Source organism: Burkholderia sp. YHN3-13, assembly GCF_055810675.1.
This window is the reverse complement of record NZ_JBVVNQ010000005.1, coordinates 373,317-398,740: the sequence shown is the minus strand read 5'-3', so window position 1 is coordinate 398,740 and position 25,424 is coordinate 373,317. Positions and strand designations below refer to the sequence as shown.

Genomic DNA, 25,424 nt, shown 5'->3' with positions numbered 1-25,424 from the left:
ATCGGCACGAAGATCGCGTGGATCGGGCCCTGGTGCTGGCGCAGGATCTCCATCGCGATGGTGCCCTGGCCGGCGATCACGTACGGATCGTCGAACGGGTGGACGAACGTGAGATCGCGTTCCTGCTGCACCTTGACCGCGTGCGCATAGGCATCGCTGTACGATTCGCCCGCCTGGATCACCTCGACGCTCGGGCCGCCGTGCGCGCGCACGGCATCGACCTTCACCTGCGGGGTCGTGACCGGCACGACGATCACGGCCTTGATGCCCATCCGGGCCGCCGAGAACGCGACGCCCTGCGCGTGGTTGCCGGCCGACGCCGTAATCACGCCGCGCGCGAGCGCGTCCGCCGGAATGTGCGCCATCTTGTTGTACGCGCCGCGCAGCTTGAACGAGAACACCGGCTGGTTGTCCTCGCGCTTCAGGTAAACGATGTTGTGCAAGCGGGCCGACAGGTTGCGGGCCGGCTGGAGTTCGGTCTCGCGTGCGACGTCGTACACACGGGCCGTGAGAATTTTCTTGACGTAGTCGATCGGTGGTCGGGCCTGCTTGACAGGTGCGACGCAGGCGTCGGGCGAGCTGCGATACAAAGACACGGTCATTTCCTTTCGAGGGCGGGTTTGACATGCCCTGGGCGGAAATGAAAAACCCGCCTCAGGGGCGGGTTGTCGTCATTGAGCCGGATGCGCGCTAACCCACCATTCGAAGAATGGTGTGAATAATCAGCGCGATGGCGAATGTTCGGTGGCTCATGTCTTGAAGCATCAACCATTGCAGTGGCAGTTGTCAACCGTACGGAGCGAATGGGTGCCTGGGCCGATCGCCGACACTTCGCGCCGCGGTGCGCGCGTTACTTCGCCGCCAGCGCGCTCGCCACGCTTTTGTCGGTCCACGCGTTCTCTGCCACGCTCAGCTTCTGCGGAATCAGCTTTGCCGCATAAAACGCATCGGCCACCCCTTGCTGGACCGCGACGATCTTCTCGTCGACCGGCACCGCACCGAACGGCACGCGCTTGATCCACGTCTCGACGAGCGGCAACGGCAGGCCGACCTTCGGCGCGATCAGCGCGGCGGTCTCCGACGGATGCCCATTGACCCACAGGCCCGTTTCGCGCACCTGCTTCAGGATCGCGCCGACCACGTCCGCATGCCGTTGCGCGAAATCGCGCGTTGCTTCGTAGAAGTTGTTCGCCGGCGTCAGACCCGTGTAATCGGACAGCGTGCGAATCTTCAGCGAATTCTGCGCGGCCGCGTAGTACGGATCCCAGACTGCCCATGCATCGACGTTGCCGCTCTCGAACGCGGCGCGCGCGTCGGCCGGCGGCAGGTACACCGGGCGAATTTCGTCGTAGCGCACGCCGGCCTTCTTCAGCGCCTCGAGCAACAGGTAGTTCGCGCTCGAACCCTTCTGCAGCGCGACCTTCTTGCCGCGCAGGTCGCCGAGCGAACGGATCGGCGAATCGGCCTTCACGAACACCGCCTCGTTGTGCGGCGACGGCGGCTCCGCGCCGACGTACACGAAGCGCACGCCGGCCGCCTGCGCGAACACGGGCGGCGGCGCGCCGGTGTAGCCGAAATCGATGCTGTTCGCATTCAGCGCCTCGAGCAGTTGCGGGCCGGCCGGGAATTCGAACCATTGAACGTCGTAGCCGAGCGGCTTGAGGCGCGATTCGAGCGCGCCCTGCGCCTTGACGACCGACAACAGGCCGGCCTTCTGATAGCCGATGCGCACGACCTTGTCGGCGGCGCCTTGGGCGAAGCTGGACGTCGCGGCAAGCGCGACGAGTGTGACGGCGGCGGTGCGGGTGATCCAGCGGGTGAAACGAATCATCGAACGGACTCCATGCGAAACGTCTTCGGGGAGCGGCCGGTGCCGCTCGGTTGGAAGAATCGTCGCATGGGCGTTCGTGCCCGCAAACGAAGCATTGCCGATATGAATATGACGGCGGCGGTCCTATGCTTTGTCGCCGTCGCGTGCGGGATCGGATGTATCCGGCGCGCCGGACTGCCGCGCGGCTTCGTCGCTGAGCTTCTTGTCGAGGATCGTCGCGACGCGGCCGCCGAGATACGCGCCCGCCGCGGTTTCGAGCGCGCGGTTCGTCTCGCCTTCGACGAACACGGCCGCGAGCGGGCGCAGGCGCCAGATCGCGTCGACGAGTTCGGGCACGTCGGTGGCCGGCGGCAGCGTGCCGGCGTCGTAGCGGTCGAGCCGCTTCACGACGAGATCGACGAGCAGCCGCGCGATCGCGTCGAAGTGCGGCCGGGCGAGACTGATCACGTCGAGCAGCTCGCGCGGCGGAATGCCTTCCTTCGTCATCGCGGCCGCCGCCTCGAGCAGCGCGGGGCTCTTCGCGACGAACGACAGGCCGCGCCGTTCGAGCAGCCCGAGCTCGGTCACGCGCGACAGCTGCGTGGTCGCCTGCGGGCCGAACATCTGCGCGAGCGCGGCGAGCGAATAGGTCTTCGGCAACTCGTGCGACCAGCGGCCGCCGATCGCGTTTTCGAGGCCGAGGATCGAGCGCAGGTCGTGGCCTTCGTCGATCGCCTTGATCAGGTCCTGGATGTTCGACAGCGTGTAGCCGCGCGCGAGCAAATGGTTGATCAGCTTCAGGCGCGCGACGTGCGTATCGTCGTAGATGCCGACGCGCCCGCGTTTCTCCGGCGGCGCGAGCAAGCCGCGATCCTGGTACGCGCGGACGTTGCGCACGGTGGTGTCGGACACGCGCGCGAGTTCGTCGACCGTGTACTCGTTGCGGGAATCCGGCGCAGCCTCGTCGGGCGTGGAATGAGTCTGTTTTGACATGCGGGCATTCTAGCGCGACGCGGCGGGTCAGGGCGAGGCGGGGAGCGTGTGCGCGCCGCCGCCGAGCGGCCGTTGCAGCAGCGCCGTGTCGATCCAGCGGCCGTGCTTGAAACCGACCGCTTTCAGCACGCCGGCCGGTTCGAAGCCGAATGCGTGGTGCAGCGAGGTCGAGCCGCCGGTGCCGCCGTCGGCGATCACCGCGATCATCTGCCGCCACGGGCCTTGCTCGCAGCGCGCGATCAGCGCCGCGAGCAACGCGCGGCCGATCCCGCGCCCGCGCTGCGCATCGTCGATGTAGATCGAATCCTCGATCGCGAAGCGGTACGCGCTGCGCGTGCGGTACGGCGTGGCATACGCGTAGCCGGCCACGCGGCCGTCGCATTCCGCGACGAGATACGGCAGTCCTTGGCGCAGCACCGCGTCGCGACGCGCGCGCAGTTCGGCGACGTCGGGTGGCGTTTCCTCGAACGACGCGACGCTGTGGTGCACGTGGTGCGCATAGATCGCGTGGATCGCATCGAGGTCGGTGTCGACGGCGTCGCGAACGACGCAGGCAGGAGCAGTGGACATGGCGGAGGCGGCGGAGAAATGAAAACGTTACTATGCCGCTCGCCGTGCGGCTTGGCAAAGCTGTCGGGCAAATTACGGTGTCGGCTGTCTACAGCCGTCCGTCCGCCGCGTGAACTGCATCGGCGATCGCTTCGGCGACGCGCTGCACGCGCGGCGACCGGCGCACGTCCGGGTGAACGACGAGCCAGATCTCGCGCTCGATGTCGCAACGCGGGGCGTCGGTCAGCTCGACGAGCGGCGCAGCGACGCGGGCGACCGGATCGTCGACGAGAAACCTCGGCAGCAGCGCGACGCCGGCCCCGGCGGCGCACGCGCGATGCTGCGCGGCGAGGTCGTTGGCGATGAACGCGAAACGGCGCCCGGCCGCGAAGCGTTCGAGCCATTGCTGCTGCGGCGTTTGCGCGAGCGCGTCGTCGTAGCCGACGAACGGCCAGGTGTCGGGCGGCGCGTCGGCCCATTCCGGTGCCGCGCACAGCGCGAAACGCATCGTGCCGAGCCGGCGCGCGGCGAGTCCCGGCTCGCTCGGCCGCGACAGCCGCACCGCGAGATCGGCCTCGCGCGCATACAGGTTCGCCGCATGCATCTCGCCCAGCAGGTCGATCCGCAGTGCCGGCCACGCACGCTGTGCCCGGGCCAGGCGCGGCGCGAGGAAATGGCTGGCGAACACGGGCGACGCCGACACGCGCACTACACCGTCGAGCGCCGCGGCCCCTTGCGCGGCGCGCGCGAACGCATGTGCGTCGGCTTCGAGGCGCGCGGCGTGTTCGGCGAGGTGCAGCCCTTCGTCGGTCGGCGGCCAGCCGCGCGGCAGCCGGTCGAACAGCCGGATCCCGAGCGCCGACTCCAGCGCGTCGATGTGCCGCGCGACCGTCGAGTGCTGGACCTGCAGCGCCCGCGCGGCGGCCGACAGGCTGCCGCCGCGCATCACCGCGAGGAAGTAGCGGACGTCGTCCCAGCTCATCGGCAGCGCGGATGCCGGGGCGGAATCCGGATCGGTCGAATTTTGCACAGTAAATGGGCGATTAACGTGAATTCCGCTCGATTATGCACGATGGGATGATCGCATCACATCATTCGAAAGCGAGGAACGTCATGACCCAGACTGCCCATGCCATCCGGATCGGGATCGACCGTTACGGCGACGCCGGCGTACTGCGCCGCGTCGATGCGCCCGTCGCGCCGCCCGGCGCCGGCGAAGTGCGGATTCGCCAGACCGCGATTGGCGTGAACTTCGTCGACATCTATTTCAGGACGGGGGCGCACGCATTGCCCGCGCTGCCGGACGCCCTCGGTGTCGAAGCGGCCGGTGTGATCGACGCGGTCGGGCCGGGCGTGACCGATCTCGTGCCCGGCCAGCGCGTCGCGTACGCGGGGATGCCGACCGGCAGCTATGCGAACCTGCGCACGATGCCGGCCGGCCGCGTACTGCCGATTCCCGACAACCTGAGCGACGCAGCCGCCGCTGCCGGACTGCTGAAGGGGATCACCGTCTACATGCTGATGCATCGCGTCCGCCAGGTCGGCGCCGGCGACACGGTGCTCGTGCATGCGGCGGCCGGCGGCGTCGGGCTGCTGGCGACGCAGTGGGCGCGCGCGCTCGGCGCGCGGGTGATCGGCACGGTCGGGTCGGCCGCGAAGGCCGCGCTCGTGCGGACGCACGGCGCCGACGCGGTGGTCGATTATCGCGAGGAGGATTTCGTCGCGGCGGCGCGTGCGTTCGGCGGTGGCGCGGGGGTCGATTACGCGATCGACGGAATCGGTGGCGACGTGCTGACGCGCACGCTCGGCGCGGTCCGTCCGTTCGGGATGGTCGCGAGCATCGGGCAGGTGGCCGCGATCGGCACGCGGCAGACGTTCGATCTCGACGAACTGGGCCCGACCCGTTCGATCGCGCTCGCGCGGCCGAGCGTGCTCGGCTTCATCGCGCGCGACGTCGACGGATATCGGGACGCCGCGCGCGCGACGCTCGACCGGCTGGCCGGCGGCATGCATGTCGAGATCGGCGCGCGGCTGCCGCTCGAACAGGCGGCCGACGCGCACCGGCTGCTGGAGTCGCGCGCGACGACGGGCGGTGTTGTGCTGCTGCCATGACGGCGGTCGCGCGCCGATCGCGAGGCGGCCCGCTGGTCGCGTCGTGATTCGCCGAACGCTCAGTGGTGCTTGCGCAGCGGCGCATCCTCGACGAACCACGCGAGCACGAACGCGATCGCGATCACCGTCGCAGCCGACAGATACACGACATGCAGCGACCCGGCGAACGCGTGCAGATACGCATCGCGCACCGCGTCGGGCAACTGGTGCACGGCGGCCGGGCCGAGCGCGGGCGGCAACGCCGTGCCGGCCGGCAGCGCGTGCATCATCCGCGACTGCAGCCCGTGCGAGAACAGCGCGCCGAACGCGGCGACACCGAGCGAGCCGCCGATCGAGCGGAACAGCGTCGCGCCCGACGTCGCGACGCCCATGTGCCGGAATTCGACCGTGTTCTGCACGGCGAGCGTGAGCACGGGCATCACCATGCCGAGCCCGATCCCGAGCAGCGCCATGTACGCATACATCGTGTGCAGCGGCGTGTCGAGCGTGAGCGTCGCCAGCAGCGCCATCGCGACGCCGCCGATCAGCGTCCCCGCGATCGGGAACATCCGGTACGAACCGAGCCGCGAGATCAGCCGGCCGCTGACGATCGACGTCACGAGCATTCCGCCCATCATCGGCAGCAACTGCAGGCCGGCCTGCGACGGCGTCGAGCCTTTCACGACCTGCAGGTAGAGCGGGATGAACGTGACCGAGCCGAACAGCGCGACACCGACCACGAAGCCGATCAGGCTGACCAGCACGAAGGTGCGATGGCGAAACAGTTCGAGCGGCATGATCGGCTCGGCCGCGAGGCGCTCTTCGTAGACGAAGCCGCCGATCGCGACGACGCCTAGCACGAGCGTCATCCACAGTTGCGGCGATGTCCATGGCAGCAGCGAGCCGCCTTCGCTCGTGAACAGGATCACGCAGGTGAGGGCGGTCGCGAGGAACGCGGCGCCCATGTAGTCGATCCGGTGCTTCACCTGCGCGGTGTGCGGCCGGAACGCCACGCCGATCACCGCGAGCGCGAGCAAGCCGAGCGGCAGGTTGATCGTGAAGATCCAGCGCCACGACAGGTGCTCGACCAGGAAGCCGCCGAGCAGCGGGCCGACGATCGTCGCGAGGCCGTAGACGCCGCCGAACATCCCCTGGTAACGCGCGCGGCGATCGGGCGGGACCAGATCGCCGATCGCGGCCATCGTGACGACCATCAGGCCGCCGCCGCCGAGTCCTTGCAGCGCGCGCAGCACGATCAGCTGCGTCATGTCCTGCGCGACGCCGCACAGCGCGGAGCCCGCGAGAAACAGCACGATCGCGGCCTGCAGCACGATCTTGCGGCCGTACAGGTCGCCTAGCTTGCCGTACAGCGGCAGCACGACGGTGGACGACAGCAGGTACGCGGTGACGACCCACGACAGCTGGTCGAGCCCGCCGAGCTCGCCGACGATCGTCGGCAGCGCAGTCGACACGATCGTCTGGTCGAGCGCGGACAGCAGCATGACCAGCAGCAGCGCGGCGACGATCAGGCCGGTCGGCGCGTCCCGGCGCGCCGTTTCGACGGCCGGAGGAGTGAGGAGGGTGTCGCTTGTCATCGATATGTCTGCCATGGCAGGGAATTGAATCGAAATATAGCCATGGATGATTGCCTGGTCAATCTCTGCCCAGCCTTGATATGTTGCAGGCGTAACAGGAGATTGCCGGCACGAAAAATTGACCGGGATCAGACGAGAAACGGGGCGGACTCAAGTTTCTTGCAGGCAAACCGTAATACAGAGTGCTGCGGACCGATTGCCGCGGCACTTTTCACCGCTCACGTGCCGTCATGAACCTGAACGCCCTGTTTTCCCGTTTCTCGATCCGTACGCGGATCTTCTCCACGCTCGGCCTCGTTGCCCTGCTGCTCGTCGTCTCGGGGCTGATCGGCCTCGCCGGCATGCAGAGCTCGAACCGCGCGCTCGACGAGGCCTACACGCAGCAACTGGCTGCGAAGACCGCGCTGTCCGCGGCGAGCCTGAACCTGACGATCGTGCGCACGACGCTCGATCGCGCGCTGCTGCATCCGGAAGCGCCGGACGTGCCGGATCTCGTCAAGAAGGCCGAGAACTATCTCGCGAAGGCCGACGCGGCCTGGCGCAACTACGCGGCGATGCCGCACGACGGCGACGAAGGCCCGCTTGCGAGCCGCCTCGACGCCGCGCGCCAGGCGCTGATCGGGCAGGCACTGAAGCCGCTGATCGATGCGATCCGCGAAGGCCGGCGCGACGAGGCCGACCGGCTGCTGATGTCGGTTGCGCCGCCGCTGTCGGTCGCGCTCACGCAGGCGACCGATGCGCTCGACGCATACCAGGTCGCGCGCGGCAAGGACGTGTACGACACCGCGCAGACCTATTACGGCTGGATGCGCATGGGCGCGATCGCGGGCATCGCGTTCGGCCTGGCCGCGTGCCTCGGCTGCGCGATCGGCCTGCATTTCGCGATCACGCAGCCGGTGAACCGGCTGCTGTCGCATTTCCGCCGCCTGTCGGAGGGCGACCTGACGTCGGAAGTGCGCTGGTCGTCGCACGACGAAATGGCCGAGCTGGTGAAGGGCGTGACGGGCATGCAGCGCAGCCTCGCGGATACGGTGCGTCAGGTCAGCCAGGGTTCCGAAGCGATCTCGACGGCGACGCACCAGATCGCGGCCGGCAACACCGACCTGTCGCAGCGCACCGAGGAGCAGGCATCGGCGCTGCAGGAGACGGCCGCGAGCATGGAGCAGCTGACGGCGACCGTGAAGCAGAACGCCGACCACGCGCTCGAGGCGCAGGCCTGCGCGGACAGTGCGAGCGAGATCGCGACGCGCGGCGCGACCGTGGTGGGCGAGGTGATCGGCACGATGAACGAGATCGACCAGAGCTCGCAGAAGGTTGCCGACATCATCGGCACGATCGAGGGCATCGCGTTCCAGACCAACATTCTTGCGCTGAATGCGGCGGTCGAAGCCGCGCGCGCCGGCGAGCAGGGCCGCGGTTTTGCGGTGGTCGCGGGCGAGGTGCGCACGCTCGCGCAGCGCTCGGCGTCCGCGGCGAAGGAAATCCGCACGCTGATCGGCGAATCGGTCGAACGCGTCGCGACCGGCTCGCGGCTCGTCGGCATGGCCGGCACGACGATGCAGGACATCCAGCAGGCGATCGGGCGCGTGACGGGCATCATGACGGAGATCGCGGCCGCATCGGGCGAGCAGCGCGACGGGATCGAGCAGGTGAACCGCGCGGTGTCGCAGATGGATCAGGTGTCGCAGCAGAACGCCGCGCTCGTCGAGCAGGCTGCGGCCGCCGCGGCGTCGCTCGAGGAGCAGGCCGACGGGTTGCGTCGCGCGGTGGGCGCGTTCCGGGTGGCTTGAGGGCCCGTCGAGAAGTGAAGCCCCGGTAACGGGGCTTTATTCTTTTATAAATCGCGATTTTCTGGCGTGCCTTTAAAACAGGGGCAATCTGGCGCGAAGCCAATCCCACCTGGATGGCGGAATCGTCAGATGTTTTTCGTAACGCGATTTGCCGGTCAAATCGATGTAGCGAACCAGGTTGCCCTCGTAATCCAGGGGCGGGTGGTCGACTTTTCTACCGGGCGCGCCGTCCCGCCGCGTTATCCCGCCGCGAGTTGCGCGGCCGCGCGCGACGACGCGACGATCAGCAGCTTCATCGTCGCCCGCGTCGCGCCGACGAACAGCTTGCGCGCGGCACGCGCGTCGAGCGTGTCGAAGTCGACCTCGGTGAGGATCACGCACGGCGCCGACTGGCCCTTGAAGCGATAGATCGAATCGAGCAGCACGTCGCCTTCGCGATATTCGGGGTTGCCGAACAGGTCGTACTTGCCGGTGAAGCTCTTGATCCGGTGCGGGCCGAGCTGGTCGAGCGGCGCGAGCACCGAGCCTTCGCGGCCGCGATACGACAGTACCGCGATGTCCTGCTTGCGGAAGCCGAGTGACAGCGCCTGCGTGACCGCACGCTTGGTCGCGTCGATACAGGCTTCCGCCAATGCGTCGGCCGACGCGCCTGGTTCCCCGTATGCCGATACCGACGGATCCGAACCGTCGAACGGGCTGCCCGAGCGCAGCTCGGCCGCGAGCGGCTCGACGCGGCCGACGACGTCGCGCACGAATTCGAGCAGGTCGCGCGGGCTGCGGTAGTTCGTCAGCGCCTTCAGCGTGACCCAGCCGGGCAGTGCGACGGGGTCGCGCATGTACAGATTCTGCAGCGGATCCTCCAGCCACCACCATGCGCCGTCCGGCGCCAGCAAGCGCTCCAGTGCGGCCGCCCACGGCGCGTGGAAATCCTGTCCTTCGTCGACGACCAGCACGTCGAAGCGCCAGCGCTCGGGAATCGGCGCTTCCGCGAAACGCGCTTCGAGCCGCTCGAATTCGCCGGGCGCCTGGAAGTCGGGCGTATAACCGCTGTCGCGCGCGACCCAGTCGCACAGCTGGTGGTAGTTCGCGATCTTCGCGCCGGGCGGCGCGATGCGCGCGATGTAGTCGGCGAGCGGCCGGTTGAAGCACACGTACAGCACGCGCTTGCCGGCCGCGACGGCGTCGCGCATCGCCTGCACCGCGAGTTGCGTCTTGCCCGAGCCGGCCGTACCGGTGACGCGCAGCCGGAACGGCGCGAATTCGAGCTGGCGCGCCCACGCGGCGAGCCCGCCCGACAGCCGCGTGACGAGCGTGCCGGCCTGCCCGACGAGCGCGCTCGTGTCGGGCGTGAGCGCGAGCTCGTCCGCGAGGAAATGGTGGAGTTTCGGCGCGTTCGGAAAGGGCTCATCGTCCTCGGGCAGGATCTGCAGGATCACGTGCGCGAGCTGGGCCTTGCGCGATGCGTCGACGATACGGTCGGCCGGGACCCCCGCGATCGACGCGTCGCGGATCGAGTAGTCGGGGCAGTACAGCAGCGCCTCGACGCCGTAGACGCCCGCGCCGAGCGCGGCCGTCAGGCGCCGGTGCAGCGTCTCCTGCGTGCGCGCGAGCTGGATCGGGACATTGCGCTCTTTCTGCAGGTAGACCTTCACGAGCCCCTTGGGCGTTTCGCGCAGGAAGCCGGCCTTCTGCTCGATCAGCAGCACGCGGCCGGCCGGGCTCACGACGACGAACGCCGCTTCGCCGAATACCGAGAACGCCTGGTCGGCGCGCGTCCAGTGGACGCCGTGATACACGGTGTAGCTGTCGGGCAGCGCGTGTTCGAGCGCGGCGAGCGTTTCGCGCTCGCGTTCGGCCGCGCCGGTCGCGGCGAGGCTTTTCCAGTCGTCGGGGATGAGGCGGGCCATGGCGTGGGCGGCGGATGCCGGCGTGGGCGTGAACAGGTGCGGCTATTGTACTGATGAACCTGTTCATGCCCGCGGCGCCGCGCGTGCGTTGGCCGCTCGAAGGGCGGCCGGGCGGAGGTTATCCGCGCGCGAGCCGTTTCGCGAGATCGGCGCTGAGAATCGCCATGCGCGCGGGTTTTTCGTAGCAGACGACGTCGAACGCGCGGATCACTTCGCTGATGTCGGCCTCGCTCGCGCGGCCGGTGAGCAGGTCGCCCGTCAGCACGAAAATCGGCGCGCCCGGGTTGTCGGACGTGCGCACGGCCTTGATCGCGGTGGCGGCCGTGCTGTCGTCGAACAGCCATTCGGTCAGCACGGCGTCGAACGCCTGGCCCTGCAGCGCGTCGACGAACGGCGCGAGGCCGTCGAACGAGGCCGTCGAGAAACCCTGCCGTTCGAGGTAGCGGCATAGCTCGGTCGCGCTCACGCGGTCGGGGTCGATCACCGCGACGACAAGCTTGTCGCTCTCCGCGCGGCGCGGATAGATTTCGATCTTGTGCACGTCGTACGCGTTTTGATACAGCACGCCGGTGTGGCGCAGCACGCGCCAGCGGCCGTTCTGTTCGTACGCGACGAACTCGGGGCGCGCACCGGCCTCGAGCGGCGCGCCGATCCATGCGGTGCACGGAATCTCGGCGACGCCCGCATACAGGACGGCCTCCTGCGAATAGGCGCCGACCATGCCGGGGTCGAGCGTTTGCGCGCCGAACAGCTGCGCGGCGGGTTCGCCGTACGCTTCGGCGACTTTCTTGATCTGCGCGAGCGTCCAGGGGCTGCTGCCGCGCAGTTTGCGATGGCCTTGCGAGAAACTCAGGTCGAGGATGCGGCACAGCTCGGTGGTCTGCTGGCGCTTGCCGATGCCGTTGCGGGTCATCAGCTCGCGCACGCGCTCGGCAACCGCGAGGGAATCCGTGGTGATTGCTTCAGTGGTCATGCTACGGGAACGGATCGTGACGTTCAGAACGACGCCTTGCGGCAGTCTCGACGGACAGTCTTCATGACGTCCAATGGCGAGCCGACCGGCCACGCGCGGAAAAGATAACTTTACCGCAAAATGGTCGTCATTCAGTGTCGCGTAAGGTGCGTTTGTGTGAAAGGTGTGTCACGACGTTACCGCCGCGCCCCCTCATCTCGTATGGATTAACGCTTGACAGGAAGCAATGACGACAACCTATCCGCTGCACGATGCCCTGACCCGCGCCGAAACGGCGTTTCCGGCCGAAGCCGACGTCGTGATCGCCGGCGCCGGCATCATGGGCTGCGCCGCCGCGTATTACCTGAGCCTGCGCGGGTTGAAGGCCGTCGTGCTCGACAAGTCGCGCATCGCCGGGCAGCAGTCGACACGCGCCTGGGGCTTCGTGCGGCAGCAGGGCCGCGAGTCGGCCGAGGTGCCGCTGATGATGGCCGCCATGCGAATCTGGGAAGGGTTAGAGGAAACCCTCGGTTTCGATCTCGAATGGCGGCAGGGCGGCTGTCTTTATATTGCGGACAACGAAGCGGACTGGTCGTCGTTCAACGCGTGGCTCGCCATTGCGCGTGAGCACGGGCTCGACACGCGCACGCTCACCCGCGCGCAGATCGACGAACGCGTCAGCGGCCTTTCGCCGCAGGCGCGTACGCTCGGCGGGTTGTATACCGCGACCGACGGGCAGGCCGAGCCGCGTCGCGTGGCCGCCGCGTTCGCCGCGCGCGCCACCGAGGGCGGGGCGCGTTTCTTCGAAGGCTGCGGCGTGACGGCGATCGAGACGGCCGGCGGCGCGGTCGTCGGCGTCGCGACCGAGCGCGGCACGATCCGCACGCGGCGCGTGATCTGCGCGGCCGGCGCGACCAGCTTCCGGCTGCTCGACGGCGTCGGCATCCGGCTGCCGCAGCAGGCCGTGCGCGGCACCTGCATGCGCACCAACGTGGTGCCGCCGGTGTCGGCGGCGACGGTGTGGGGGCATGGCCTCGGCATCCGGCAGCGCAAGAACGGCGCGATCAACCTCGCCGACGACATGCAGGTCGACGTGGACCTGACGCTCGGCCATTTGCGCGGGTTGAGCCTGTTCTGGCCGGAGTTCTGGTCGCAGCGCGACAAATTCCGGTTGCACGTGAATGCGGCGGCGTGGCGCGATGGGCTTGCACGCATCAACGGCGCGGCCGGGCCGATCGAGCCGCGCGATCCGCAGCCGCAGCCGAACCGCGCGCATGCGCCGCGCGCGCTCGCGAAGCTCAAGGCGATCTTCCCCGCGTTGAAGGATGCGCAGATCGTCGAGGCGTGGGCCGGCCTGATCGACGTGCTGCCCGACGGCATCCCGGTGATCGACGCGCCGGGCACGCCCGCGGGGCTCGCGATCGCAACGGGGTTCTGCGGGCACGGTTTCGCGATGGGGCCGATCGTCGGCCGGCTGCTCGCCGAATGGATCGACACGGGCGCGCCGTCGCTCGACCTGTCGGCGTTTCGCGCGCAGCGCTTCGTCGACGGCACGATGGTGCGGCCGCGCAGCATGCTGTGACGGCCGGGTGCGCGCGTTCCCGTCGTAGAATCGAGCCCGCATCCTTCAGGAGAATCCCCGTTGGCAACGCCCTCCGACCAGCGCCGCTCGTTGCGCATGCGCCTGCGTCGCGCCCGCAATCCGTGGCAGGCGCCGCGTGCGCGCACGCTGTTCACGCGTCCCGCGACGTCGCCGCGGCGCACGCTGCTGTTCCGCATCGGCGCGGTCGCGCTGCTGTGCACGCTCGCGTTCGTCGTGCTGTACCTCGATCGCGACGGCTTGCGCGATTCGACCAAGAGCACGCCGATGACCGTCGCCGATCTCGTGTACTTCACGATGGTGACGGTGGCGACGGTCGGCTACGGCGACATCGTGCCCGTCACCGAGCGGGCGCGCCTGCTCGATGCGTTCTTCATCGTGCCGATCCGCATCGTCATCTGGTTCATTTTCCTGGGCACGGCCTATCAGTTCGTGATCCAGCGCGTCATCGAGGAATTCCGCATGAAACGCCTGCAAAAGCAACTGTCCGATCACATCGTCGTGTGCGGTTACGGCCTGTCGGGGTCGATCGCGGTGCGCGAGCTGCTGGAAAGCGGCGTCGATCCGGCGACGATCATCGTGATCGACTCGCAGCAGCAGGCGCTCGAGGCCGCGACGTCGCTCGGCGTGACGGGATTGCTCGGCGATCCCGCCCATGAGGATCTGCTGCAGCAGGCGCAGGTGCGCGCGGCGAAGGCCGTGATCATTTCGGTGACCGACGATCCGACCGCGATCCTGCTGACGCTGTCGGTGCGCAGCATCGCGCCCGATACGAAGATCGTCGTGCGGATCCAGGAGAACCTGTATCAGCGGCAACTGCGGCAGGCCGGCGCGGACGTGATCGTGTCGTCGACGAAGATCGGCGCGCTGCTGCTCGCGGACGCGGTGCACAGCCGCTACATCGTGCCGTTCGTCAACGACATGCTGTCGACGCGCGGGCGGGCGACGCTGATCGAGCGCGAGGCGCTGCCGCACGAGATCGGCTGCATGACGAACGTCGTGCCGGGCGCGATCGTGGTCGGGCTCGACCGCTGCGGGAAGATCCAGTCGTTCTACGAGGATCCGCCGTGCCGGATCGAGGCGGGCGATACGCTGGTGGTGATTCAGTCGGCGCGGATTCCGGATCCGGATGTTTGATGATTGATTGTTACTGTAAATTCAATTAATTCAATGGGTTGTGGTTGTTTTTCAAGATGGCGTGTCGTTTTTGTCATTGTGTAGGCGTCGTGTAGGCATTCGGGAGTGACATCGGTCTACGTAGATCCTCGTGGAATCGATGCCTCCGAATCGGGTTCGACGGCCGTCAGTCCGAAGCAGCATGTTTTTCAACGATCTTGATAACTTGACCAATCCATTTACATCCGGGTTACGTCTCGATATCTGATGTGGTTAAAGCGATTGCCAACTGTATAGCCCCACCTCCCATGTAGGAGATGTTGGTACAGCCGTTGCACGATGCAAATCGATTCCCAATCGACGTTGGCAATGCTTCTGTCGCTGGCAAAGAGCTGTTGACGTGGTTAGAGCGGCACAAGATGCGAGATCTTTTGTCGCCGCCGCAGGTCACGCGCGCGCTGGGCCTGAACATGTCGCAGATGAACCTGCACTTCGACGGCTACCCCGGCGGGTGCGTGATGACCGTCGCGCTGGACGGAGACGTCAAGTACAAGCTGCTCCGGTGCGTGACGCCGGTGAGCGACGGCAAGAACGTCATGCACATGCTGATCTCGATCCGGAAGGTGGGCGGCGTCCTGCGCCGCGCGACCGACTACCTGCTGTTCGGGCTCCAGACCCGGCAGGCCTCGGGGTACGACGTCAAGATCTGGAACGGGATGAAGCCGGACGGCTGCGGCGCGTACGGCAAATACGACAAGCTCGTGCTCAAGTACCGCGCGCTCTACCGGGGCTGGGCCGACCGCGTCGGCCGGTAGCGTTGCCGCGGTGATGCCGAGGGCCGCCAGCGGCATCGATATGCCCGATACGCGATGACGAGATGGCCAGATCGCGCCCGATCGGCGATTTTATCGATCGAAGCGAATGCGGGCGTGCTCGCGCGTAGGCACGCCAGTCGCATGTGCCGCGGCGTGGATAAATCGCGGTTAAAGGCAGGCTGTAAGGCAATCGAATTCGGTATTCAAAGCAATCGGTACCCATGGCAGCGCGGCGCTGCAAACGTGTGCGGCCATGGTGCGCGTCACGCCTGTTGCGACGCATCGAGGGAGTCGAATGCCATACGCAGGTCATCTTGGGCCGGGATAATCCAGGAACTCCGCCGGTGATTTCGATCTCGGTATGTGGCTCCGGTTCGATTGGGCAACGGCGTCATCCCATCTCGCCGCGAATGTCCGTCGAAATGCCTTCGTCGTCTTTACGATGTCGCATCAAAACATAAATTTATGTAAGAACATAAAATTTATCAATGGGCATGGTAATTTAAAAAAGAAGAACAAACGGGGAAATAATAAGTATGGCCAAGTCGGAAAAAGCATCCGGGTTGATGCTTGTCGCTAGTTTCATCGGCTCTTCCGCGATCAATGGCTGCAATGCGCTGCGCTTGCAGCCATTTGCGGTGCGGGTCTTGTGTGTGCTGGCAATCACGTGCTGTTTTTTCGTCGCCTATCGAGGCGAAGTGGTGCCGTTCGGGGCGAAGGCCGAGAGCACGGATTGCTTCGAATATTGCTCGGACATACACGGCATGGGCGCACTTCAAGCCGCCCTCGTACTGGCTGCCGACAAGGCCGCCGGTTTCAGAATCGCCACGCGCTTGCAGATACCGCGTATCACGGACGCGGGCCATCGCAGGCATGGGCGTCGGCAAACGATGAGTGCGCAAACGACCTCCACTTCATCGTGGTTGCTGCATGCACGTGCTCCGATGGAGCGCGACGGCCGCGTGCAGATGGACGGACGTCTGTCGGCTTTCGACACCATCCGCTAGGTCTTACCTGTGCTGTGCCGGGGCGGCGTGTGCCGGCATTGCTTTACGTCCGGAACGACACGAATTGAATCACCCACCCAGAGCAAGCGCGGCCTCCGTGCTCGCTGTCCGCGGCAGCGTGGCCGCGATCTTGTGCAGCGCGGCGCTTGCGTTCGTTTCGCTGCACGTCATGGCGGCCGATACCCCGGCAGTTCCATCCTCGTCGGGCGCGCTGCATGCGAACGTCGCGTTTTTCGACGGCGCGCAGCCGCCCGAGGCGTTGCTGCAAGCGTTCGACGCGGTGGTGCTCGATCCGGCCCGAGGCTTCGATCCGGCAACGCACCCGCTCGCGCACACCGTTTGGATCGCGCACGTACCGCATGACGCGTCGGGCTCGGCCCTTGGGCCGGCTGCGTTTGTCTCGCAGCGCATCGAGCCGCTGTGGGCGCGCGGTTATCGCGGCTTCCTGCTCGACACGCCGGAGGCGATCGCATCGAGTGAGGCAATTCATGCGGCCTATCCTGACGCGCGGCTGATCGTCGGCGGCCACGATGCGCTGCGTGCGGCGCAATCGCATGCGAATGCGCTTTACGCGGTACTCGGGCCGCCGCTGGTACGCGGTTTCGTGGACGGCGACGATATGGGTACGGTACGCGACGTCGCCGCTGCAGACCGTGCCGCACGCGTCGACGCGGCACGGATTTTCATGCGTGAGACGCACGTGCCGGTGTTGTCGATCGAGATCTGCGAGCGCACCGACCGTGCATGTGCACGCGCGACGGCCGCGCAGGTCGTCGCGACCGGCGTGACGCCGTACGTGACGGACGCCCGCCGTGACGTCGTCGGCATCGGTGCGATCGAAGTGCTGCCTCGCAAGGTGCTGATCGTGCAGAACCGCGACGCCGATACGCCGGTGGACGAAACGCGCGGCGTGCGCGACCTCGCGATGCCGCTCAACTATCTCGGCTACGACGTCGAATACGCGGATCTCGACGCGCCGCTGCCGGCCGATATCACCCCGGACCGTTACGCGGGCGTCGTCGCCTGGATCGAAGGCGCGGAGCCCGCCGACCCGGCGAGATGGCGGCGCTGGATCGATGCGCGCATCGCGGATCACGTGCCGGTCGCTTTCATGGGACAGTTCGGTTTCGACGCCGCGCAGGAAGAGGGCGCGGCACTCGATCTGCAGCCGGTGCCCGGCCCGTTCACGGCGCCGCTCAGCGTCGTGACGCGCGATCCGATGATGCACTTCGAGATCGATCCGAGGCCGGATGCGCGCGATCTCGTCGGGATGCGGGTCGGCTCGCGCAGCCGCGTGCTGTTGCGGCTCGCGGCGGCCGGCACGAACATCGACGCGGCCGCGATCACGCCGTGGGGCGGCTATACGCTGAGTCCGTACACGGTCGTTTCGCTGAACGGCATCGGGCAGACGCGTTGGGCGATCCAGCCGATCTCGTTCGTGACCGACGCGCTGCGTCTCGTGCGGATGCCGTCGCCGAGCGTCACGACGGAGAACGGCCGCCGCCTGTTCATGACGCACGTCGACGGCGACGGCTATGCGTCGCGCGCGGAATTCCCCGGTGCCGATTATTCGGGAGACGCACTCTATCGACGTATCTTCACGCGCTACAAAGTGCCGATGACGTTGTCGGTCATCGAAGGCGAAGTGGGGCCGACAGGCCTGTATCCGAAACTGTCGCCGCGCCTCGAGGCGCTCGCGCGGCAGATGTTCGCGCTGCCGTGGGTGCAGATCGGTTCGCACACCTACTCGCATCCGTTCCAGATGGCCGACCTCGATGCGACGACGGGCGCGCGCGTCGACCACCGGAACAACGTCGAGCGCGGCAACGGCGGCGATACGGCGTTCTCGCTGGATATCCCGGGCTACACGTTCGATCTCGACCGCGAGATCGCCGGCTCGATCGCCTACATCGACTCGCGTCTCGCGCCGCCGGGCAAGCGTACCGAAGTGTTGCAATGGCCGGGCGACTGCGAGCCGCCCGCGATCGCCGTGCGCAAGGCCTATGCGGCCGGCGTGCAGAACATCAACGGCGGCGACACGATCATCCGCAAGTCGGTGAACAGCTGGACCCATATCGCGCCGCTCGGCATCGACAAAGGGCCGGGCGCGTACCAGGTATACGCGCCGGACCAGGACGAGAACGTTTACACGAACGACTGGCAGGGCCCGTTTTATGGTTTCACGCAGGTACTCGAAACCTACGACATGACGGAGCATCCGTATCGCTTCAAACCGATCGACGTGTACTACCACATGTACAGCGGCACGAAGATCGCGTCGCTGCGCGCGCTGGATCAGATCTACTCGACCGTGCTGACGCAGCCGGTGCTGCCCGTCTACATCACCGATTACACGCACAAGGTGCTGGACTGGCGCGATTTCGCGGTCGCGCGTGAAATGGCCGGCGGCGCATGGGTCGTGCGCGGCAACGGCGACGTGCGCGAGTTGCACTGGCCGCGCAACGACGTGCCGGACCTGCGTGCATCGCAGGGCGTGACAGGTTATGCGCCCGGCCCGGACGGCCTCTATATCCATATTGCCGACGGCGCCGCACGTGTCGTGTTCGAGCGCGCCACGGAGAGCGGACTGCGCGGCGGAGCGCAATCGCATGGCCCGGGCGGGACACCGTACATCGCGCAAGCGAACGGATTCGTCCGGCACTTCCACCGTACCGCCGGCGGGATGTCGTTCGAGTTCGGCGGCTACTACCAGCCGTTCGTCGAGCTTGCCGATGCGCAGCGCTGCCGTGTGCGCATCGCGGGCCGACCGATCGATGCACGGCGCGACGGAACGGTTCTCCGTTTCGAAACGGCGGCCGACATCCGTCTGCCGATGCGCTACCAGCCGGTCGAGATTGCGTGTGACCGGTAATCGCCCGCGTATCGCGCCGCCATGGCTCGTGCTGGTGCTGGCAGGCGTCGTGCTGCTGGCTGGCTATGCGGTTGCACCTCATGACGGGCTGCGTGAGCGGATGGCCGCGGTGGGCGGCCCGAGCGATCTGAGCGCGGCGTATCTCGAAGCATGGTTGAAAGTGCGGCCGCGCGACGAAGCGCTACTGGCGATGCTCGGTGAGCAATATGTGTCGCTGGGCCGGCTCGCGGATGCGGGGCGGGTCGTTCAACGGATGGACGAGGCGGCTTCCCCGCCCCTGCGGCAGGCCGCGCTGAAGCTGCAGCTCGCGATCGCGCAGCAACGCACGAACGAGATGCAGGCCGACGATCCGCGCCGTTCCGTTGCGCTTGCCGCACTGCGCCGGCAGATTTCCGATGCTGCCGCGCTCGACTGGTCCGATCGCGATCTCGAATGGTTCGCGCAATCCGCGGCATCGGTCGGTGCCCCCGCGCTCGCGCTGCGGTTCTATGTGCGCCTCGCACGGCGCGACACTGCACATCGCGACAAGTGGGACGGATACGTGTCGCGCTACGCGTTGCAGATCGGCGACTACCAGGAGGCGGCCGACAGCTGGTTCCGGCGTCAGCAGAACGCGACGACGCTCGGCGCGCAGCGTCGCTGCTTCATCGCCGGCATTCGTGTGCTGCAGGCCGGCAATCTGACCGCCGATGCAATCGCGGTTGCGCAGCGCCAGAACGACGCGTTCATCGACGATCAGCCGACGCTTGTCGCGTTGCTCGATCTCGCACGGGCGGCGCAGCGGCCGGACCTGATCGAGCGGTATGCGAAGGCGTTGGCGCGGCGCGCGGGGATCGGCGGGATTGCCTATCGGAGCAGGCGCGCGGAGCGCGTGCTCGCCATGCCGGCGGTTCACCGGTCGGGTTCGACGCAGCAGGCGTACGCCTATCTGGACGGTCCGATGGTCTGGGGTGGCGCACGTCGCGGTCGCGTCGCGCGGCAGCTCCGGGCAGGCCATGACGGCCATGGCCCGTTCATCGATGCGGCGCAAGCGCAAGTCACCGCACCGACGCAACCGCGGGCGCACATCGTGAAGGTCGCGCTGCAACGGCGCGACGCAATGATGCGCTTCGTCGACGCGACGCAGGTATCGAATCATGCGAGAGCCGTGCAACTTCCGTCGCCGCCGGCTGCCGATGGGGCGGACATTGCCGATCTTCTCTATCAGTCGTTCCTGGAGTCCGCCGATCCCGCCAATGCGGAGAAGGTCGCGCTCGCGCAGCTCGCCAAGGAACCGCATTCGGCGCTGTGGCGCAAGCGCCTTGCACAGGTGGCCGAATGGAATGGGGCGTCGCAGCTCGCGCTGAAGTCGTGGCTCGACTATGCGCGACAAACGGGCGACCCCGTCGGCTGGCGGAACGTTCGGCGCATCGCCCCGATGCTGGACGACGACGACGCCTACCTGGCCGCTTTGCTGTACGCAGCACGGGCGACGCCCGACGATCTCAAGCTCGTCGATTCCGTCACCGCAACGTATGAGCGTCTCGGGCGGCCGGACGACGCGATCGCGTTCCTTGACGGTCTGCCGCACGGCCGTGAAGCGAACGCGCTCGACGAACGCGCCGGTGCGCTCGCGGAACGTGCCGGCCACGATGACGAGGCACTCGCGATCTACCGTCGGTTGCAACGGCGCGAGCCGCGCAATCCGCGCTACGCGCTGCACACCGCCAATGTGCTGTATCGCGACGGTGACTACGCGGGCGCACTCGATGCAATGACGAATGCGAGCCGTTACGCGCAGGACGGCGAAGTGGCGTTCTGGCGCAACTACGGCGAACTCGCGCGCCTGCTGCAACGTGACGACGCGGCGCACGACGCGTATCGTCATCTGCTGGCGAGCGATGCGGCAACGCCCGACGATCTGGCCGACATGTCGTACTTCTACGATGCGTACCCGATCGACGCCGGCCGCATCTCGGTGCTGCACTACCGGCGCGACCATACCGTGCGCGCGCTGCAGCAGGCGGTTTACTACTACACCGCAGCCGGCGCGATGGAACGCATCGATGCGCTGCTCGCGAGCCTCACGCCGCAGGAGCGCGAGGCAGCCGAGGCGTCGCCGGGTTTTCTCGGCGTGCGCGCCGAGTACGAGCGGCAAGCGGGCCGTCCGCTCGATGCGTTGCACGATCTGCAGCGTGCGGTCGATCTGCCGGGCGCATCGGTGGATCTGAATGCGGCGCTATTGTGGACGCTGGTCGATTACGGCACGGATGCCGAGTTGCATGCGGCGCTCGTGCGCTGGCGCGACAAGGCTTCGGCTGATGCGCCGCTGTGGGGACCGTACGCCGCGGCCGAACTCCGTCTGAACCGGCCCGTCGATGCGCTCGAATATCTGCGCCGTCAGGCCGTGATGATGTCGCACGATCCGCTGTGGCTGATCACGTACGCCGATGCGCAGGAAATGGCAGGACGTCCGGATCTCGCGTGGTCGATTCGTCGCAAGGTGTGGCTGCAGATCGGCGCATTCGGCCGGAAAGAGGCCTGGCAGACGCCGCAGGAACGGGACGCACGGTCCTCGCCGCCGCGACGGACGACGCAGGAGCGGCAAGCGTCGCAACCCATCCAACGCGGTGTTCCGGCACGTACGTCGCATGACATCGAGACGCACCTGGAGCTGCGCAGCCGCGGCGTCGATCTGGCTGCGCAATATTCGAATGCCGACCACGCGGTCGCGCTGCTCGACGAACTGCTGAAGGACGGCTCGGCGGCTGCCGATTTCATCAGCGAACGCCGTACCTTGCTCGGTGATGCACGCGGTCTTTCGCCGCTCGAATCGTCGGCGCGGGGCAGCACGAAATCGACACAGGACATGCTGGAAAAAGACCGCCGTGCGTACGCCGCGGTCGCGCAGGAGGTGGCGATTAGCTGGGCGCTGTCGCACGAGGCGAATCCGCTGGCGAAGCGGTGGCTCGCGTTGCAGGCGGCGAATCTGTTCGCGCGGCCGGCGTCCGCGCAATTGACCGTCGCGCTAGCCGACGGCGACATCGGGACGATGGAACGTCTGCTCGATCAGGGCGTGCACCTGCCGCGCTACGACCGTATCGATGCGGCCGAAGCCGTCGACCGGCCGGCGCAAGCACAAACGCTCGCGTTCGATGGCCTCGATGGCGCGCCCGACGACAGCGAAATGCATCGGCGTTTCGTCGAAACCGCGCTCGCGTGGCCGCAGTCGCTCGACGCGAGCATGACGACCTACGCCGAACGTCCGCTCGATTACAGCGAGCAGACGATCGCGGCAAGCCGCAAGATCGCCGGGCATTACCTGATCGGCATGACCGCCACGCTGGACCTCCAGCGATCGACGGACGCGTCGCAACTGGTCAACGTGCCGTCGGCGGACCGCTCGCTGGTGGTCCATGCCCGTCGGCAGACGCGCGACGATGCGTTCACGGTGAGTGCGGGCCGCCGCGAAGGACTCGGCACCTTCTATACGATCGGACTCGGCGCGGAATTCGGACGCGACGGACCGCTGCGGTTCGGCATACGTGCGGGTCGCGATCAGGTCGCCGACGAGCTGCCGGCGTTGCGCATCGGCGGGATGAAGGACAACCTGATCGCCGATGGAAACTGGCAGGCGAACGAATGCGTGACGGTGTCCGGCAGTGTCGAGATGGACCGCTTCTACAGCCAGGCGCGCACCTATCTCGGTAGCGGCGTACTGTCGACCGCGCAGGTGAGCTACCGAATTCGTACGGCCTACCCGGACTATACGATCCGCGTCGTCGGCACGCACGGCGCTTACGGTGCGGGGGGGCGGGCGGACACGCTGATTTCGTCGCTTCTGCCTGCCGCGAGCCGGTCGGCCTCCGCCGGAAACTTCATGCCGGCCACGTACACGCAATACGGATTGTTCGCGGGGTTCGGGACCGATCTGCGCGAACGGTACACGCATCGGTGGCGGCCGTTTCTCGAGGTCGGCGTCGTGCACGATTCGATTCAGGGCGGCGGAGCGGCCATCGATGCCGGCATGGCGGGCTCGGTGTTCGGCGGGGACCACGCGGCATTGTTCATCCAGCACCAGCGTGTGTCACGCCTCGGTACGCCTGTGACGGTGGTCGGCGCGCAATACCGCTGGTTTTATTGATTCCGGTTTCCGTCGTTGCGCGGCGCGAACGGAACGACGCACACGATGATGCATACAACGAAGTGAGTAGGGAGTGGTTCGATGAACGAGATGAACGAAGCGGCTGTACGGTCCGGATGGTTGCGCTGCGCGGAGGCAGCCCGGCTCGTCCGTTGGGGCGCGGCGATCGCGATGTCGGCGGCGGTGCTCGCGGGCTGCGGCTCGATGCGCCAGACTGCGGCGCCGACGCTCGCGGCCAGCGATGCGGTGGCGATCGCGCCGATTGCGAACTTCACCGAAACGCCCGCGGCGGGCGGGAGCGCCGCGGCGCTCGCGGCGACCGTGTTGCGCGCGAACGGGCTGGCCGACGTGCGTCTCGCGCCGGCCGACGGAGACGGCAACGCGATGTTCGACACCGCGCAGCGCGACACGGGCGAGCGTCGGCTCGCGTGGGCGCGCGAGCATCACGTGAAGTACGTGCTGGCCGGCGCCGTCGAGGAGTGGCGCTACAAGGTGGGCGTCGACGGCGAGCCGGTCGCCGGCCTGACCTTCGAACTCGTCGACGTCGAGTCGGGCCGGGTCGTCTGGAGCGCCGCGGGTACGCGCAGCGGCTGGAGCCGTTCGAGCCTGTCGAGCGTCGCGAATGCGCTGGTCGGCCGCCTGCTCGCGCCGTTGCGTCCGCGCTCGTGATGCGTGCTCGACACGACTGCACCGGAAGACGACCATGAGCTCCGCGAACGCTACCGATAACCCTCACGGCGGGAGCGGCCCTGCATCGGCGTCGCCTCGATCGCGCCAGACGAATCCGTTCGGGCACCTGAGTAGGATACGCCGTCTCGTCGCGCCGGCCGTTGCGCGGCCGATTTCGGTCGTGGAAACGATCGTGTTCATGCTGATCGTGCTCGCGCTTGCGTGGCACTTCGACCGGAGCGATCCGCTGCTGCTGCATGCGGATTTTCCGTGGCTGTGGTTCGGCCCGCTCGTCGTCGCGCTGCGTTACGGGACGCTGCTCGGGTTGGTCGCGAACGCGTTGATGATCGGCGCATGGCAATGCGTCGCCCACCTGCATCCTGCCGCGGCCGGCGAAGTGTGGCCGCTGCAGCGCTTCGCCGGCGGCTTGCTGCAGACGATCGTCGTCGGCCATTTCGGCGACACGTGGGGCGCTCGCGCAACTCGGGCGAACGCGCTCAACGACTATCTGAACGACCGGCTCGTCGCGATCACGAAGAGCCACTACCTGATGCGTCTGTCGCACGAGCGGCTGGAAAAGGATTTGCTGTCGAAGCCGACCACGCTGCGGGATTCGATCACCGAACTGCGCCGTCTGTCGCTCGCGCACGGATTCGATGCGCCTCCGCAGGGTGTGGCGAGCACGGTGCGGCTACCCGGTGCGCACGCGCTGCTCGAATTCGTCGCGCAGGCATGTCAGATCGAGGTGGCGGCGCTGTATCCGGTCGAAGGCGCGACGCAGTCGCCCAGAATCGTGTGCGAACCGGTTGCGCGGCTCGGCGATGCATTCGATTTCGACCCGCGCGACGGCCTCGTGGCCCGCATGCTCGAGACGAAATGCATCGCCCATCCGAAGAGCGGCGGCGACGTGGCGCCGAATACGGCGCTGCTGGTCGCCGCGCCGGTCGTGTGCGCCGACGGTCGCCTGATCGCGTTGCTCGCGATCAAGCGCATGCCGTTTCTGTCGCTGAACTTCGATAATCTGCAACTGCTGCTGGTGCTGCTCGGCTTTTACGCGGACGGCGTCGAGCATGCGGCGTGCGTGCGCGACGTGGTGGCGGCAGTACCGGCATGCCCGTACGAATTCGCGCTCGACATCGCGCGTCTGACGCGCCTGCAGCGCGAGTCGGGGATCGCGTCGTCGCTGGTCGCGCTCGTGTTCCAGCACGACGAGGCGGACGATTCGCTGTTCGAGCACGTGATGCGCGGGCGCCGTTCGCTCGATCTCATATGGCCGCTGAAGACGCCGACGCAATCGGTGCTCGTGAACCTGATGCCGGCGACCGATACGGCCGGCGTCGACGGTTATCTCGCGCGCATCGAGGCGAGCTTCGCGGCGCAGTTCGGTCTCGATCTCGAAGGCGCGCGGATTGGCGTGCATACGCTGCATCTGGGCAGCCTCGAACCGGGGGCGGCATTGCAGCGCCTGCTGAAGGGATGCGGCGTTCATGTCTAGGCCGCGATCCGGTTCGCGGGCGCCCGGTCTCGAGCGGCAC

Annotated in this window: 17 protein-coding genes and 1 pseudogene; 10 read left to right on the top strand and 8 right to left on the bottom strand. The window is 67.3% G+C overall.

Going from position 1 to position 25,424, the window contains the following annotated elements:
- From AC0KUR_RS15720 to AC0KUR_RS15700, 5 genes are all read right to left on the bottom strand, one after another.
- The coding region (locus AC0KUR_RS15720; RefSeq protein WP_473376146.1) for a pyridoxal-phosphate dependent enzyme at positions 1–602 on the bottom strand (602 nt) is incomplete at its 3' end.
- Positions 603–850: 248 nt separating this feature from the next.
- Positions 851–1,831 (bottom strand): sulfonate ABC transporter substrate-binding protein, encoded by a 981-nt coding sequence (locus AC0KUR_RS15715; protein ID WP_034187990.1) that lies wholly within the window; start codon positions 1,829–1,831, stop codon positions 851–853.
- A 123-nt stretch (positions 1,832–1,954) separates the two neighbouring features.
- On the bottom strand, positions 1,955–2,803 hold the full coding sequence (locus AC0KUR_RS15710; protein ID WP_034187989.1) for a MerR family transcriptional regulator: 849 nt from the start codon (positions 2,801–2,803) through the stop codon (positions 1,955–1,957).
- 27 nt (positions 2,804–2,830) lie between these two features.
- Entirely contained in the window at positions 2,831–3,373 is a 543-nt protein-coding gene (locus AC0KUR_RS15705) for a GNAT family N-acetyltransferase (protein WP_034187988.1), read from the bottom strand.
- An 88-nt stretch (positions 3,374–3,461) separates the two neighbouring features.
- A complete protein-coding gene (locus AC0KUR_RS15700; protein WP_473376145.1) occupies positions 3,462–4,334 on the bottom strand; it encodes a LysR family transcriptional regulator in 873 nt (290 codons plus the stop codon).
- Between the two features lie 131 nt (positions 4,335–4,465).
- Between AC0KUR_RS15700 and AC0KUR_RS15695 the strand changes: the two genes are divergently transcribed.
- Positions 4,466–5,464: a quinone oxidoreductase family protein gene (locus AC0KUR_RS15695; RefSeq protein WP_473376144.1), complete on the top strand. Its 999-nt coding sequence runs from the start codon at positions 4,466–4,468 to the stop codon at positions 5,462–5,464.
- Between the two features lie 59 nt (positions 5,465–5,523).
- Here the strand turns inward: AC0KUR_RS15695 and AC0KUR_RS15690 are convergent, their stop codons facing one another.
- Positions 5,524–7,038, bottom strand: coding sequence for an MDR family MFS transporter (locus tag AC0KUR_RS15690; RefSeq protein WP_473376143.1), 1,515 nt, complete (start codon positions 7,036–7,038; stop codon positions 5,524–5,526).
- A 230-nt stretch (positions 7,039–7,268) separates the two neighbouring features.
- Here AC0KUR_RS15690 and AC0KUR_RS15685 point away from each other — a divergent pair, with 230 nt between their 5' ends.
- Positions 7,269–8,828 carry a methyl-accepting chemotaxis protein gene (locus AC0KUR_RS15685; protein ID WP_034187984.1) on the top strand — a complete coding sequence of 520 codons (1,560 nt, stop codon included), beginning with the start codon at positions 7,269–7,271 and terminating at the stop codon, positions 8,826–8,828.
- Between the two features lie 239 nt (positions 8,829–9,067).
- Here the strand turns inward: AC0KUR_RS15685 and AC0KUR_RS15680 are convergent, their stop codons facing one another.
- A complete protein-coding gene (locus AC0KUR_RS15680) occupies positions 9,068–10,735 on the bottom strand; it encodes an ATP-binding domain-containing protein (RefSeq protein WP_226227383.1) in 1,668 nt (555 codons plus the stop codon).
- A gap of 118 nt (positions 10,736–10,853) precedes the next feature.
- Positions 10,854–11,708, bottom strand: coding sequence for a helix-turn-helix domain-containing protein (locus AC0KUR_RS15675; RefSeq protein ID WP_034187982.1), 855 nt, complete (start codon positions 11,706–11,708; stop codon positions 10,854–10,856).
- A gap of 226 nt (positions 11,709–11,934) precedes the next feature.
- On the opposite strand from AC0KUR_RS15675, the gene AC0KUR_RS15670 reads away from it, so the two are divergent.
- From AC0KUR_RS15670 to AC0KUR_RS15635, 8 genes and pseudogenes are all read left to right on the top strand, one after another.
- Positions 11,935–13,269, top strand: coding sequence for an NAD(P)/FAD-dependent oxidoreductase (locus tag AC0KUR_RS15670; protein WP_226227385.1), 1,335 nt, complete (start codon positions 11,935–11,937; stop codon positions 13,267–13,269).
- Between the two features lie 60 nt (positions 13,270–13,329).
- Positions 13,330–14,424, top strand: coding sequence for a potassium channel family protein (locus tag AC0KUR_RS15665; RefSeq protein WP_034187980.1), 1,095 nt, complete (start codon positions 13,330–13,332; stop codon positions 14,422–14,424).
- A 425-nt stretch (positions 14,425–14,849) separates the two neighbouring features.
- Positions 14,850–15,218 (top strand): annotated as a pseudogene (locus AC0KUR_RS15660) (Rieske 2Fe-2S domain-containing protein); the annotation flags it as partial.
- A 536-nt stretch (positions 15,219–15,754) separates the two neighbouring features.
- The gene (locus AC0KUR_RS15655) at positions 15,755–16,225 is read left to right on the top strand and encodes a hypothetical protein (protein ID WP_226252273.1); all 471 of its coding nucleotides are present in this window, start codon (positions 15,755–15,757) and stop codon (positions 16,223–16,225) included.
- On the top strand, positions 16,149–19,097 hold the full coding sequence (locus AC0KUR_RS15650; RefSeq protein WP_473376142.1) for a bifunctional glycoside hydrolase/polysaccharide deacetylase family protein: 2,949 nt from the start codon (positions 16,149–16,151) through the stop codon (positions 19,095–19,097). Before AC0KUR_RS15655 ends, AC0KUR_RS15650 begins: the two co-directional genes overlap by 77 nt.
- Positions 19,000–23,220 carry a tetratricopeptide repeat protein gene (locus AC0KUR_RS15645; RefSeq protein WP_473376153.1) on the top strand — a complete coding sequence of 1,407 codons (4,221 nt, stop codon included), beginning with the start codon at positions 19,000–19,002 and terminating at the stop codon, positions 23,218–23,220. Before AC0KUR_RS15650 ends, AC0KUR_RS15645 begins: the two co-directional genes overlap by 98 nt.
- A 171-nt stretch (positions 23,221–23,391) precedes the next feature.
- Positions 23,392–23,889, top strand: a complete 498-nt coding sequence (locus tag AC0KUR_RS15640; protein WP_080287820.1) for a penicillin-binding protein activator LpoB — start codon at positions 23,392–23,394, stop codon at positions 23,887–23,889.
- 34 nt (positions 23,890–23,923) lie between these two features.
- The gene (locus tag AC0KUR_RS15635; protein ID WP_473376141.1) at positions 23,924–25,384 is read left to right on the top strand and encodes a PelD GGDEF domain-containing protein; all 1,461 of its coding nucleotides are present in this window, start codon (positions 23,924–23,926) and stop codon (positions 25,382–25,384) included.
- The last annotated feature ends 40 nt before the right edge of the window (positions 25,385–25,424 follow it).

Bases quoted from the DNA above. Each gene is read 5' to 3' on its own strand.
- AC0KUR_RS15715 (WP_034187990.1), bottom strand. From the start codon at position 1,831: ATGATTCGTTTCACCCGCTGGATCACCCGCACCGCCGCCGTCACACTC.
- AC0KUR_RS15710 (WP_034187989.1), bottom strand. From the start codon at position 2,803: ATGTCAAAACAGACTCATTCCACGCCCGACGAGGCTGCGCCGGATTCC.
- AC0KUR_RS15705 (WP_034187988.1), bottom strand. From the start codon at position 3,373: ATGTCCACTGCTCCTGCCTGCGTCGTTCGCGACGCCGTCGACACCGAC.
- AC0KUR_RS15700 (WP_473376145.1), bottom strand. From the start codon at position 4,334: ATGAGCTGGGACGACGTCCGCTACTTCCTCGCGGTGATGCGCGGCGGC.
- AC0KUR_RS15695 (WP_473376144.1), top strand. From the start codon at position 4,466: ATGACCCAGACTGCCCATGCCATCCGGATCGGGATCGACCGTTACGGC.
- AC0KUR_RS15690 (WP_473376143.1), bottom strand. From the start codon at position 7,038: ATGACAAGCGACACCCTCCTCACTCCTCCGGCCGTCGAAACGGCGCGC.
- AC0KUR_RS15685 (WP_034187984.1), top strand. From the start codon at position 7,269: ATGAACCTGAACGCCCTGTTTTCCCGTTTCTCGATCCGTACGCGGATC.
- AC0KUR_RS15680 (WP_226227383.1), bottom strand. From the start codon at position 10,735: ATGGCCCGCCTCATCCCCGACGACTGGAAAAGCCTCGCCGCGACCGGC.
- AC0KUR_RS15675 (WP_034187982.1), bottom strand. From the start codon at position 11,708: ATGACCACTGAAGCAATCACCACGGATTCCCTCGCGGTTGCCGAGCGC.
- AC0KUR_RS15670 (WP_226227385.1), top strand. From the start codon at position 11,935: ATGACGACAACCTATCCGCTGCACGATGCCCTGACCCGCGCCGAAACG.
- AC0KUR_RS15655 (WP_226252273.1), top strand. From the start codon at position 15,755: ATGGCCAAGTCGGAAAAAGCATCCGGGTTGATGCTTGTCGCTAGTTTC.
- AC0KUR_RS15650 (WP_473376142.1), top strand. From the start codon at position 16,149: ATGCACGTGCTCCGATGGAGCGCGACGGCCGCGTGCAGATGGACGGAC.
- AC0KUR_RS15645 (WP_473376153.1), top strand. From the start codon at position 19,000: ATGCACGGCGCGACGGAACGGTTCTCCGTTTCGAAACGGCGGCCGACA.
- AC0KUR_RS15640 (WP_080287820.1), top strand. From the start codon at position 23,392: ATGTCGGCGGCGGTGCTCGCGGGCTGCGGCTCGATGCGCCAGACTGCG.
- AC0KUR_RS15635 (WP_473376141.1), top strand. From the start codon at position 23,924: ATGAGCTCCGCGAACGCTACCGATAACCCTCACGGCGGGAGCGGCCCT.